Genomic DNA, 12,649 nt, shown 5'->3' on the forward strand with positions numbered 1-12,649 from the left:
GTGTCCCGTATGATCTTGACCCTGTGGCGGGCGCTGCTGCTCCTGTTCGCGGCGTTGGTCGCATGGCGCATCCTCACAGCAGGCCTGGCCGGTCACTACGCTGATCGCATGCCGGGGGATCCGAATGCGCTGGAGCAGGTAATGACTTGGGCGCCAGATCACCCTCTGGCGCTGTATACAAAAGGCGTTGACATTCTGGAGGACGACAGCGACAGCGCTCGCGCGCTGTTCGTGCGTGCCTATGCCGCCAATCCCACCGATGCCCGTCCCCTGCTCGCCATCGCCGCGCTGGACGCGGAAGCCAACCGCAGTGAAAATGCCGACGCACTGATACGCAGCGCAGACCGCCTACAACCGGCCAACCCAAGCATTCAGCAGCGCATCGCGCTGTACTGGGACCAACGCGGCGATACGCCCACCGCGTTGCAGCATCTCAGCAAGGCCATGACCGCGGATCGCCGCATCAGAAGGCAAAGCTTTCCCGTCATTCTGCAGCTCGCGGAAAATCCAGCCAGCCGGGCTCTGCTGCAGCCCATTGTGGCGCAGGCTCCCCCGTGGTGGCCGGGCTTCTTCAGCTACGCCGCAGCACGCGCCGACAGCACCGAGGTCGTACGCGGTCTCATGGCGCTGCGGCGGGAAACGGATGGTGCCACCGTCAGTGAAGCAGAGCGCGTCGCATACCAGAACCGCCTGCTGCGGGACAACTACCCGGCCGAGGCCTACCTGTCCTGGCTGAACACCCTGGAGCGGGAGGCCCGCGAAGAGCTGGGGCTGCTGTTCAACGGCGGTTTCGAGCTGCCGTTGCGCAACTCGGGCTTCGGCTGGCGAACAAGAACGCACCAGCAGCTCAACATTCGCCCTCTACGCACATTGGGCAGCAAGGGCTCCCAGTCCCTGATGGTGCGGTTCAACAACTACGAGGGGCGCTTCCACCACCTCGCGCAGCGCTTGTTCCTTCAGCCCGGCACCTATCGCCTCATGGGCGTGGCCCGGGTGGATGGACTCAAGACCGAGGGCGGTGTCCGCTGGCGCCTTGCCTGTCTTGGCGACAGCCGCGAGGTGCTCGGGCAGAGCAAGATCTTTCTCGGCCGCTCCGAGTGGGAGGACTTCTCCTTCGACTTCGCCGTCCCCGACAGCGGCTGCGAGACCCAGGACCTGCGCCTGGTGTCTGCGGGCCGACACGCCTTCGAGCTCGATTTCGACGGACTGCTCTGGTTCGACAATCTGCGCATCGAGCGCACCGAGGGGCTCGATGCCGCCGCCCGCGCCGAGGCGCTGCGCGAGCCCTGAGCCCGCCCGGCTCGGCTGTGGGAGCGGCATCCCTGCCGCGCCGGGCACGCTTCTGCCGGATGGTCCTCGGCCCCTGTGTCAGGCTGGTTGTCGTCTCAAAGCACCTTGGTCACCAGCTTGATGCTGGTGTCGTGCGGGTCCGTCTCGATGCGAAAGCCGAGTGACTTCACCAGCGCCAGCATGCGCGTGTTGGCGGAGAGGACTTCCCCCTCCATGATGCGCAGGCCCCGGGCCCTGGCATTGCTCATCAGCGAGCTCATCAGCCGGGCACCGATGCCGCGACTGCGCACACCGTCGGCGACCACGATGGCGAACTCACAGCTTTCGCCGCCGGGGCGGGTCATGTAGCGGGCGACACCCACCTGCAGCTCCCGCCCGTTCTCCTGCACGACGCCGATGAGCGCCATCTCCCGGTCATAGTCGATCTGGGTGAAGCGCACCAGCATCTCGGGCGAGAGCTCCTTGATGGCCTGCATGAAGCGGAAGTACTTGGTCTGCTCCGACAGCCCGCGGACGAAGGCCTGCTCCATCTCGGCGTCCTCGGGCCGGATGGGGCGGATGGTCAGGTCCGTGCCGTCCGGCAGCGGCACCCGCTCGATCAGATGCTGCGGATAGGGGTGGATGGCCATGTGTCCGTACAGCGACTGCTGCGGCGGGCGGTACTCGACCCGGATGCGGGCATCCACGGCGATGACTTCGAGATCGTTGCCGATGAGCGGATTGATCTCCATGGACATGATCTCCGGCACCTCACAGACCATCTCGGACACGCGTTGCAGAATGCGCGCCAGGGCCTGGCGATTCATGGGCGGCTTGTTGCTGTAGGCCTCCATCAGGCGCGCCACCCGGGTGTGGGCGATCATGGTCTGAATGATGAACGTATTCAGCGGCGGCAGCCCCAGCGCACGGTCCAGCATCAGCTCCATGTCCGTACCGCCGGCGCCGAAGCTGATGACAGGCCCGAACACCGGGTCCCGCGACACACCCACCATCAGCTCCCGGGCGGCACGCGCCGGCACCATGTGCTCCACGGTGACACCCTCGATGTGCGCATCCGGGCGCAGCTTGGCGGCACGCTCGGTGAGCTCCGAGTAGGCGCGGCGAATGGTTTGAGCATCGCTCAGGTTCAGGCGCACGCCATCCACGTCGGATTTGTGCTCGAGGTCCGGCGAGTTGATCTTCAGGACCACCGGGAATCCCAGGGCCTCCGCCGCCATCAGCGCCTCGTTCGGGCTGCGGGTCATCACCGCCTGGGTGGTGGGGATGCGAAAGGCCGAGAGCACCGCTTTGGCCTCGATGGCGCCCAGCGTCTTGCGCCCTTCGGCCATGACGCCCTCGATGATGAGCCGCGCACCCTCCACGTCCGGTGCGCTCTGCTGCGACAGCGGGCCGGGCGACTGCACCAGCAGCTTCTGGTTGCGGGTCTGCTCGGCGAGGTAGGACATGGCGTCCACCGCCACCTCCGGCGACTCGAAGTGCGGCACCCCCGCCTCCGAGAACAGGCCGTGCGCGTCCGCGACGCTCGACTGCCCCATCCAGCAGGTCAGCACCGGCTTGCGCGTCTGCTTGGCCGCGGCAATGACCTCCTCCGCACTCGCGGTGGGATCACCGCAGTCCGCCAGCGGCGCCAGCAGCACCAGCACGCCATCGACGTTCTCGTCCTTCAGGCAGGCGTCCAGCGCCGCGCGGTAGCGGCCCTCGCCGGCATCGCCGATGACGTCCACCGGATTGTTGTGGGACCAATGCCTGGGCAGCGCCTGCTCCAGGGCTGCCCGGGTGGCGTCGCCGAAGGTGGCGAGCCTGAGCCCACGCTCCACCGCCCGATCCGCCGCCAGCACGCCCGGGCCGCCGCCGTTGGTGATGATGGCGATGCGGTTGCCGGCGAGCCTGCGCCCGGTACCGAACACCTGTGCCGCGGCGAAGAGCTGCCACAGACGCTCCACCTGTACCGCACCGCTGCGCTCCATGGCCGCAGAGAAGACCTGGGACGAGCCGACCCAGGCCCCGGTATGCGACAGGGCCGCACGGGAGCCGGCCGGGTGCCGCCCGCTCTTCACCACCACCACCGGCTTCAGGCGCGCCGCCGCGCGCAGAGCGCTCATGAAGCGGCGGGCATCGCGAATGCCCTCCACGTAGAGCAGAATGCTCTGGGTCTTGGGATCCAGCGCGAGGTAATCCAGCACGTCGCCGAAGTCCACGTCCGCGCCCGCCCCCAGGGAGACCACAGCCGAGTAGCCCAACCGGCGCGGCCCGGCCCAATCCACCATGGCGCTGCACACGGCCCCGGACTGAGACACCAGCGCCACGCGCCCATCGCGCACCAGCGTCGGGCCGAAGGCCGCATTCAGCCCGTTGGACGGGCGCATCACGCCCAGGCAATTCGGTCCCAGCACGCGGATGCGGTTGCGTCGCGCCGCCTCCACCATGCGCTCCTGCAGCACCCCGCCGCGCTCGTCCTTCTCGGCGAAGCCCGCCGAGTGCACCACGGCTGCCCGCACGCCATAGCCGCCGCACTGGTCCAGGATGCTCGGCACCGTCTCGGCGGGCGTGGCGATGAGCGCCAGGTCAATGTGCTTGTCCAGGGCCGCCAGATTCGGCCAGCAGGGATGCCCCTGCACCTGCTCATGCTTGGGATTGATCGCGTAACAGGGGCCTTTGAAGCCCGTGGCGAGGAGGTTGCGGAACACCGTGGTGCCGAGCGCGCCCTCACGCTCGCTGGCGCCGAAGACGGCCACCGCATCGGGCAGGAACAACTGATCGACATCGGACAGCCGCATGGACGCTTGGCCTCCCGGGTGCAAAAGGGATTAAGCTTTGGTGACAGACGGACGGCGAGCGCGGCGCCTCCCGGCTGCCGAGCAGCCAGCGGTCTGCGACCTGCCCAGCGCAGCACCGCCGGACCGGGGCGCCGCGCATCGCCCGACATCCTCTCACAGGCGCCGCGCGTCGGCAGCCGCGACCCGGGCTTTGGGCGCGTGCGCAGTCCGGGTCAAGAGTGCATCACCACGGGGCCGCCACCATGAACCTCGCCTTCATCTCCCACGAAGACTGCCGGCTGCACCAGATGGGTGCGCACCACGTGGAGGTGCCCGAGCGCCTGCACGCCATCACGGACCGGCTCATTGCCGCGGGACTGGAGATGCTGGTCTCGCATTATGACGCGCCCAAGGCCACCCGGGAGCAGTTGCTGCGGGTGCACCACCAGGGCTACGTGGACGCCGTCGTCGGCGCCGCCCCCAGTGCCGAGGACGTGCTGGTGTGGCTCGACGGCGACACGGCCATGAACCACGGCACCCTGGACGCCGCCCTGCGCGCCGCCGGAGCGGCCGCACACGCCGTGGACCTGGTGATGGGCGAGCGCCATCACGCCGCCTTCTGCGCCGTGCGACCGCCGGGCCACCACGCCGAGCGCAAGGCCGCCATGGGCTTCTGTTTTTTCAACAACGTCGCCGTGGGCGCCGCCCATGCCATGGCGGAGCACGGCATCGAGCGCGTTGCCATCGTGGACTTCGACGTCCACCACGGCAATGGTACCGAGGACATCTTCGCCGGCGACGAGCGGGTGCTGTTCTGCTCCAGCTTCCAGCACCCCTTCTACCCGGGCACCGGCGCCGACAGCCGGGCGCCGAATGTGCTCAACATCCCGCTGCCCGCCCGCACCGACGGCGCGGCCTTCCGCAGCGCCGTCGAGATGCACTGGCTGCCGCGGCTGGAGGCCTTCGCCCCGCAGCTGGTGATGATCTCCGCCGGCTTCGACGGCCATGCCGAGGACGACATGGCGCACTTCAATCTGCGCGAGCCGGACTACGCCTGGGTCACCAAGCAGCTGCACGACCTCGCCGAGCGCCATGCCGGCGGGCGCGTCGTCTCCTGTCTGGAAGGCGGCTACAACCTCTCCGCCCTCGGGCGCAGCGTCGCCGTGCACCTGGATGAGCTGATCGGCCACGGCTGACGGCGGCCGCCGCCGACACCGGCGCCCAGGATCGCTGCGCGGCCCGCCCAGCGGCCCGGCAGCGCCCCGCAGTGTGCGGGTCAATCGACGGCGAGGCGCTGTTCCAAAAACAGATACTGCACCCGCTGCCCGGCGCTCTCACCGGGGCCGAACCCGAGCCGACGGTAGAGGGTCATCGCACCCGCGTTGTCCTCACGCACCTCCAGCGTCACCTTGCAGTGGCCGCGCTCACGGGCCAGAGCGACCACCGCCTCCAGCAGCCGTGTGCCGATGCCGCGCCCACGCCAGGCCGGGTCCACGGCCAGGTCATGCACATTGGTGAGCGCTCGGGCCCGGAAGGTGGAGAAGCCCGTAAAGCACACGGCCACCCCCACCGGCACCGCCGCAACCCAAGCAAGCAGTACCGTGGCCCCTGGGAAATCCCGCAGCGCCGGCGCCAGGCTCGCCCGCGTGGCGGCCGGCAACGGCGTGCCGCCGCCCATGGGGTCCGCGGCGTAGCTGTCGAGCAGGCTCACGACAGCGGCGGCATCGCCGGGATCGCCCAAGTCCGCGCGGCGGATGTCGACAAATTGCTGGGTCACTGGCGAGAGTCCTTACGAGGGTTTATCGGAACCGGCCGGCAGCGGGCCTCACACAGTGCCCCACCCAGTGCCGCACCCAGTGCTCCACCCAGCGCTGGCCGCAGGCGACCGCCGCGGGCTGCCGCCGCACACCGGCCCGCGCGGGCGCCGACAGCGCCCGCACCGTTTACGGCGCCGCACCAGTTGCCAGCCCATCCCCGATCAACTGCAGGATCGCTGCCCCATCCACAGATGGGCGAAACACGTATATCCACTCGGCACCGGCGACGCGCAGACTGCTGTCATGAATTTCCTGTGGGCAGCATTCATCGCCCGGACGCGCCCTGTGCGCTTGCTGCTCTTGCTGCTGCTTTTCGGCCAGGGTGCCGCGCAGGCGTCGCTGATCGTCCTCTACGACAGCACTCAGTCGACGCTGCCCCAGGCACAGCCCTGGCTCGACTATGCCGCATCGCCGGGTGTCACGCCAACACTCACCGGCAGCGGGACAGCGGTGGACACCCGCGACGATCCTGGCGCCTTCGCCGGCTTCTCCACCCACAGCTTCGCGCCCACACACCCGACCTCCGCCTGGCAGCCCAAGCATCCGAGTCTGCCGGCGCTGGATGCGCGGGAAAACATCGGCCTGGCCTTCGAGCTGGCACTGCTGGACGAAGCGCGCCTGCGCGACGACCGCGCCGGCTTCACGCTGTTGCTGCTGGACCGGCGCGCCTTGGGCGTCGAGCTCAACTTCTGGGATGACGCCATCTGGGCCCAGGGCGCCGACCACGATGGACCCGCAGAGCTCGCGTCGTTCGCCACCATCGCAGGCAGCATCCTCTACGAGCTCAGCGTCACCGCTGACGGTTACGACCTCTGGGCCGACGGCACACGTCTCATGGGCGGGCCGCTGCGCCGATTCGACGCCGATGCGCTGCTGCCCGGCCTGCATGGGACCCCGAGCATCATCTACCTCGGCGACGCCTCCACCGATGCGGCGTCCAGCTACGCAATGGGTGACGTTCTGCTGGCACCCAGGCTCTTCACCACCACGCCGAGTCCGGCGACTGCTGCACTGCTGCTCGCAGGCCTGCTGGGGATGCCGCTCGTCGCGCGACTGCGGCGACGCTCCCTGCGCGATCGAGCGCACCGAGCCGCCTGCACCTAGGAGCGATCCGGGTCGGCCGGCGCCGCGGCTGTGCGCTCGGCGCCGCTTGGCGCTCGGCGCGGCTTGGCTCGGGGCCGCGCGCCCCGACCTACCCCACCTGAGCGGCGGCGCAATCCGTCTGCCGCATCCCAGCAGGCGGACGCCCCGGCCTGTTCGAGTCCGAGCCGCCGCGAGTCCAAGCCGCCGGCAGTGCGCCGGCCGCCACCAGCCACGCTCCACCACCAAGCCCATGCCGCCATCTGTGCCCAGCACGGCCATCGTCTGGCTTCGCCGTGATCTCCGCCTCGCCGACAACCCCGCCCTCACCACCGCCCTGGAACGCTGTGAGCGGGTGCTCCCCGTGTACATCCACGCACCCGACGAGGAGGCCCCCTGGCAGCCGGGCGGCGCCGCGCGCTGGTGGCTGCACCACAGCCTGACGGCGCTGGCCGCGGAGCTCGCCGCCACCGGCTCCCGGCTCATCGTGGCGCAGGGCGAGTCATTGTCCACCCTGCGCCGACTCATCGAGGCCACCGGTGCCGGCGAATGCCATTGGAACCGGCTCTACGAGCCCGCCACCATCGCCCGGGACACCGCCGTCAAGACGGCCCTGCGCGCCGAAGGGATCCACTGCGAGAGCCACAACGCTGCCATGCTCTTCGAGCCCTGGACACTCAAGACCGGTGCCGGGGAGCCCTACCGCGTGTTCAGCCCCTACTGGCGGCGCTGCGAGCCACGACTCGCGCAGGTGCCGCCCCCCTGCCCGGCACCTGCGAGCCTGCCGGCACCGCCGACGGCGCTGGAGAGCCTGCCCATCGATGCCCTGGAGCTCCTGCCCCGCATCCGCTGGGATCAGGGCCTCGCCGACACCTGGCGGCCCGGCAGCGCCGGCGCCGACACACGCCTGCGCAGCTTTCTCGACGGCGCCATGCAGCAGTACACGCAAGGCCGCGAGCTCCCCGCCGAGGCCGGCACCTCCGGCCTGTCGCCGCACCTGCACTGGGGCGAGCTCGGCCCGCGGCAGGTGCTGGCGGCGGTGCGCGATGCGGTTGCGGACATCACCGCCGGCGGTGCCGGCCATTTCGTGCGCGAGCTCGGCTGGCGGGAGTTCAGCATGCAGATGCTGTATCACTTTCCCGAGACCCCAATGCAGCCGCTGGACCCCAAGTTCGCGGATTTCCCCTGGCGCCGCGATGACGACGACGCCCTGCTCACCGCCTGGCAGCAGGGGCGCACCGGTATCCCCATCGTCGATGCCGGCATGCGCCAGCTCTGGCACAGCGGCTGGATGCACAACCGGGTGCGGATGGTGGTGGCTTCCTTCCTCACCAAGAACCTGCGCCTGCCCTGGCAGCACGGCGCCCGCTGGTTCTGGGACACGCTGGTGGACGCCGACCTCGGCAGCAACACCCAGGGCTGGCAGTGGGCGGCCGGCAGCGGTGCCGACGCGGCGCCCTACTTCCGCATCTTCAATCCGGTGCGCCAGGGCGAGCGCTTCGATGCCGACGGCGCCTATGTGCGCCGCTGGTGTCCGGAGCTTGAGGCCCTGCCGAACAAGCTGGTCCACCAGCCCTGGGCCGCCAGGCCCGCGGAGCTGGACGCCCTCGGTGTGCGGCTCGGCGACGACTACCCGGCGCCGGTGGTGGACCTGAAGACCTCGCGTGAGGAGGCGCTGGCGGCCTTCGAGCAGATCAAGCGCCCCGCCTGAGCCGGGCCGCCGCCGCTCACGGATGCCTGTCCGGCAGCTCAGCAATCTGCCGGCGCCGCCCGAACCCGGCGTCGCGTTGACGGCGGCCATCGCCGGCGGGCGCAAGGCGCGGTACCCTGCACCCGTTGCCCTGCCCGTCCTTACATAAGGACTGGCCCTTCAGCCGACCAATCCGCCGCCGTACGCCCATGGCCCAGCAAGTCCTCAAGGTCCCGCCCACCAAGAACACGCTGCTGACGCTCAAGAAACAGGTCAAGTTCCTCGAAGAGGGCCACGACCTGCTGGAGCGCAAGCGCGAGCTCCTGACGCGCCTCGTCTACGAGCGCATCGGCGAATACCGCCGCCTGCGCGAAGAGAGCCGCCAGGCACTGGACGAGGCCTACCGCTGCCTCGGCATCACCCACCTGCGCATGGGCAGCCGGGGCCTGCATCAGGCCGCCCTGGGGGCCCCGGCGGCGCTCAGTGTGGAGATCCTGCCGCGGCGCTCCCTGGGCGTCGAATACCCGGCGGTCACGGCCGAGCGCCGCCCCATCGAGCCGGTGGGGCTGCTCGGCAGCGACGCGAGCTTCGACAACACCCGTGAGCGTCTCGCCGACGCCGCCGTGGTGCTGGCGCGCCTGGGCGAAGTGGAGATCGCCCTGCACCGGCTCATGGAAGAGCAGCGCAAGGCGCAGAAGCGCGTCAACGCGCTCAAGTACAACATCATTCCGCTCTACCGGCGCACCATCCACTTCATCCAGTCGGCCCTGGAAGAAGAAGAGCGCAATACCCTGTTCCAGGTCAAGGTACTGCGCGAGCGCCAGCAGGCGGCGGCCGGCTGAGCCCGGGGCGGCCGACAATGCCCCAACGGGTTGATGCGGCGGCGCGCCGCCGTCATTGCGCGGTGCGTGCGGCAACGCCACCGTCGCCACCCGACCAACCACCCGGAGGATCAAGACCATGGACTCAAGCTCCCTGAAGGGCCTCGAATTCCTCGTCATCATCGGCGCCGTCGTCTGGTTCTACGTCTCCCAGCAGAACAAGCTGAAGCGGCTCAAGGCGGAGCGGGAAGCCAAGACAGAGCAGGCCGCCCCGAAGGCAGAGACCAAGGCCGGCGACGACTGAAGAGATTGGCCCTGTGGGAGCGCCCCTCTGGCCGCGACAGCCCGGCTGAGTGAGTCGCGGCAAGGATGCCGCTGCCACAACGGCGTCGCGGCAGGAATGCCGCTCCCACGGGCGTCAGGGCTGCAGCACCTCCAGCCCGCCCATGTAGGGCACCAGCGCTTCCGGCACGCGGATGCTGCCGTCGGCGTATTGATAATTCTCCAGCACCGCCACCAGGGTACGGCCTACGGCGAGGCCCGAGCCGTTCAGCGTGTGCACCAGCTCGGGCTTGTTGGTCTCGGGGTTGCGCCAGCGGGCCTGAAGCCGCCGCGCCTGAAAGTCGCCGAAGTTTGAGCAGGAGGAGATCTCCCGGTAGCGCTGCTGCCCCGGCAGCCAGACCTCCAGGTCGTAGGTCTTGACGGCGGAGAAGCCGAGATCGCCCGTGCAGAGGGTCACCACCCGGTAGGGCAGCCCCAGGCGCTGGAGGATGGTCTCGGCGTGGCCGGTGAGGGCCTCCAGTGCCTGAAAAGATTCACCCGGGCGCACCGCCTGCACCAGCTCCACCTTCTCGAACTGGTGCTGGCGGATCATGCCGCGGGTGTCCTTGCCGTAGGAGCCCGCCTCGCTGCGGAAGCAGGGCGTGTGGGCCACCCATTTCCGGGGCATGTCCTTGGCGTCGACGATGACGTCCCGCACCAGATTGGTCACCGGCACCTCGGCGGTGGGGATGAGGTAGAAATCCCGGCCCCCGGCGTCCTCTTCGGCGGTCGCGGCGGGGATGCGGAACAGGTCGGCAGCGAACTTGGGCAGCTGCCCCGTGCCGGTCAGGCTGTCGGCATTGACCAGATAGGGCACATAGGTCTCCGTGTACCCGTGCTCGGTGGTGTGGACATCCAGCATGAGCTGGATCAGCGCCCGGTGCAGCCTGGCGAGCGGCCCGCTCAGCACCACGAAACGGGCCGAGGTGAGCTTGGCGGCGGCGTCGAAGTCCATCCAGCCGGCGGGCACGCCGAGGTCCACGTGATCTTTGGGCGTGAAGTCGAGCGCCGGCGGCTCGCCCCAGCGGCGCTCCTCGCGGTTGGCGTCCTCATCGGCGCCGTCGGGTACGCTCGGGTCCGGGATGTTGGGCAGGCCGAGGGCCATGTCCCGCAGCTCGGCCTGCAGCTCGCCGAGCTCCGCGTCCAGCGCCTTCAGCCGGTCGCCGAGTCCGGCCACCTCCGCCTTGAGCGGCTCGATGTCCTCCCCCGCCGCCTTGGCCTTGCCGATGGCCTTGGAGCGGGTGTTGCGCAGGCTCTGGAGCTCCTGTACCTCGGTCTGCACGTCCTTGCGGCGGGCCTCCAGCGCCTGGATGCGTGCGGTGTCAACGGTCATACCGCGGCGGGCGAGCTGAGCGGCGACGTGCTCCAGGTCGGAGCGCAGCAGTTTCGGGTCCAGCATGGTTCGGTCTCGTTGTGTGTGTCGGCTCGCCACGCCGCGGCGACCGCCGCTCGGCTCAGGGTGCCGGCGTCTGTGCCACCGCCCCGGCGAGGGCGCCTGTCAGTGGCCCGTTGTCAGCGCGCCGCGCCGTGTCGATTGCTCGGGGCCGGCCTCAGCGCGACGCGACGCTTGGCACCAAAGTCTGCCGGGGGCAGCGGATCTGATGCCATCCAGGCCACGGCGCGGCCCGCGCATCATGAGCGCCGGCGCCGGCGATGGTTGCCCTCGACCTCGACCCCCCAGGACACCACGTGCCCCGGCTCGACGAAGTCCTTGATGCGCTCGATGGCGGCGCGTGCACGCTCGGGGCGGTCAAAGAACTCCAGCACCAGCGGCAGGTCCGACGACAGGTCCACCAGGCCGGTGCCGTGCACCACCCCGGAGGCGCCGAAGCCGGCCACGCCGCGCGTCACCGTGGCACCGCACACCCGAAGCTCATCGTGCAGGCACTTGAGCAGCGGCTTCAGCTCGTGATCCGACTCGCTGAGATACACCCGTACCATGGTGGCCGAAAACGGCTTGGCGGAAGACGGGGTGGCGGCGTACGGCGCCTCGTCGTCTGCAGCGGCGTCGGCGGCGGTGTCGGATTGCGGCTCGGTCATAGGGCCCTCGCGGCGAGGATGCCGGCCCAGCAGGCGGCGATGCAGACCAGCACGCTCGCGGCAATGTTGAGCAGGGCCCGCAGCATCTCCCCCTGCTCCACCAGCGTCAAGGTCTCCAGCGAGAAGGTGGAGAAGGTGGTGAAGGAGCCGAGAAAGCCGATGAGAATCGCCGCCCGCAGCTCCGCCGCGAGCAGACTGCGCTCCAGCAGCAGCACGAACAACAGCCCCATGGCGAAGGACCCGAGCACATTGACGCTCAGCGTGCCCCAGGGGAAGTCCCGCCCCAGCAGGCGGTACACGCCGGTGGAGACGAAGAACCGCGCCAGCGCACCGAGCGCGCCACCGCCCGCGATGGCCAGGACCTGCAGCAAGGGTGCACCCCCGGTGTTGGATCAGGGGCGGATTGTAAGCCAGCCGGGCGGGAGCACAACAAGCCGACAGGACCCAGGCGGCTCGGCCTGCACCCGGCTGCCGCGTTGCATCGGTTCCCAGAACAGCGGCGCCGAAGTGTGGCGAACAATCGGGATCGATTCCGATCCCGATACCGACACCGATACCGATTCCGACGCTGATTCCGACGCCCATTCCGACGCGGAGGCGGGCTTCGCAGTGCGCAGGACGCGCTGGCGTCCCTTCGGCGCAGCTGTGCTGGGGCGCAGACCCATGCGCGGATCAGGCTGTCCGGGATTGTCGCGGGCCGCCCAATGAAGCTTGATGCCGTCACCCGAAAAACCACAGGGCATCCCCGACAGCCCGGCACAGCCGCCGACCGCAGAACCCCCAGTTGCGCCCCGAACCGACCTCACAACCCAAGCCCAGCGCCTCACGGCGCCA

11 protein-coding genes are annotated in these 12,649 nt (G+C 69.7%); 6 read left to right on the forward strand and 5 right to left on the reverse strand.

The annotated features are described in order from the left end of the window. Window positions 1–1,290, forward strand: coding sequence for a hypothetical protein (locus tag QZ607_RS13825; protein WP_295883633.1), 1,290 nt, complete (start codon window positions 1–3; stop codon window positions 1,288–1,290). A 95-nt stretch (window positions 1,291–1,385) separates the two neighbouring features. Here the strand turns inward: QZ607_RS13825 and QZ607_RS13830 are convergent, their stop codons facing one another. Then, window positions 1,386–4,067 carry a GNAT family N-acetyltransferase gene (locus QZ607_RS13830; protein WP_295883635.1) on the reverse strand — a complete coding sequence of 894 codons (2,682 nt, stop codon included), beginning with the start codon at window positions 4,065–4,067 and terminating at the stop codon, window positions 1,386–1,388. 242 nt (window positions 4,068–4,309) lie between these two features. On the opposite strand from QZ607_RS13830, the gene QZ607_RS13835 reads away from it, so the two are divergent. Next, a complete protein-coding gene (locus tag QZ607_RS13835; RefSeq protein ID WP_295883636.1) occupies window positions 4,310–5,242 on the forward strand; it encodes a histone deacetylase family protein in 933 nt (310 codons plus the stop codon). 80 nt (window positions 5,243–5,322) lie between these two features. On the opposite strand, the gene QZ607_RS13840 is transcribed toward QZ607_RS13835, so the two are convergent. Continuing rightward, a complete protein-coding gene (locus QZ607_RS13840) occupies window positions 5,323–5,823 on the reverse strand; it encodes an N-acetyltransferase (protein ID WP_295883637.1) in 501 nt (166 codons plus the stop codon). A gap of 283 nt (window positions 5,824–6,106) precedes the next feature. On the opposite strand from QZ607_RS13840, the gene QZ607_RS13845 reads away from it, so the two are divergent. From QZ607_RS13845 to QZ607_RS13860, 4 genes are all read left to right on the forward strand, one after another. Next, window positions 6,107–6,967 (forward strand): hypothetical protein, encoded by an 861-nt coding sequence (locus QZ607_RS13845; protein WP_295883638.1) that lies wholly within the window; start codon window positions 6,107–6,109, stop codon window positions 6,965–6,967. Between the two features lie 229 nt (window positions 6,968–7,196). Next, window positions 7,197–8,654 carry a deoxyribodipyrimidine photo-lyase gene (locus QZ607_RS13850; protein WP_295883640.1) on the forward strand — a complete coding sequence of 486 codons (1,458 nt, stop codon included), beginning with the start codon at window positions 7,197–7,199 and terminating at the stop codon, window positions 8,652–8,654. 188 nt (window positions 8,655–8,842) lie between these two features. Then, window positions 8,843–9,475, forward strand: a complete 633-nt coding sequence (locus QZ607_RS13855; RefSeq protein WP_295883642.1) for a V-type ATP synthase subunit D — start codon at window positions 8,843–8,845, stop codon at window positions 9,473–9,475. A gap of 118 nt (window positions 9,476–9,593) precedes the next feature. Continuing rightward, window positions 9,594–9,758, forward strand: coding sequence for a hypothetical protein (locus tag QZ607_RS13860; protein WP_295883643.1), 165 nt, complete (start codon window positions 9,594–9,596; stop codon window positions 9,756–9,758). Window positions 9,759–9,872: 114 nt separating this feature from the next. Here the strand turns inward: QZ607_RS13860 and serS are convergent, their stop codons facing one another. The 3 genes from serS to crcB form a co-directional block, all read right to left on the reverse strand. Continuing rightward, window positions 9,873–11,174: a serine--tRNA ligase gene (gene serS, locus QZ607_RS13865; protein WP_295883646.1), complete on the reverse strand. Its 1,302-nt coding sequence runs from the start codon at window positions 11,172–11,174 to the stop codon at window positions 9,873–9,875. Window positions 11,175–11,407: 233 nt separating this feature from the next. After that, window positions 11,408–11,815, reverse strand: coding sequence for a DUF190 domain-containing protein (locus QZ607_RS13870; RefSeq protein WP_295883648.1), 408 nt, complete (start codon window positions 11,813–11,815; stop codon window positions 11,408–11,410). After that, window positions 11,812–12,186 carry a fluoride efflux transporter CrcB gene (gene crcB, locus QZ607_RS13875; RefSeq protein ID WP_295883651.1) on the reverse strand — a complete coding sequence of 125 codons (375 nt, stop codon included), beginning with the start codon at window positions 12,184–12,186 and terminating at the stop codon, window positions 11,812–11,814. Before crcB ends, QZ607_RS13870 begins: the two co-directional genes overlap by 4 nt. Window positions 12,187–12,649: the final 463 nt, after the last annotated feature.

The sequence above is a fragment of the uncultured Thiohalocapsa sp. genome (genome assembly GCF_913063425.1).
Lineage (GTDB): Bacteria > Pseudomonadota > Gammaproteobacteria > Chromatiales > Chromatiaceae > Thiohalocapsa.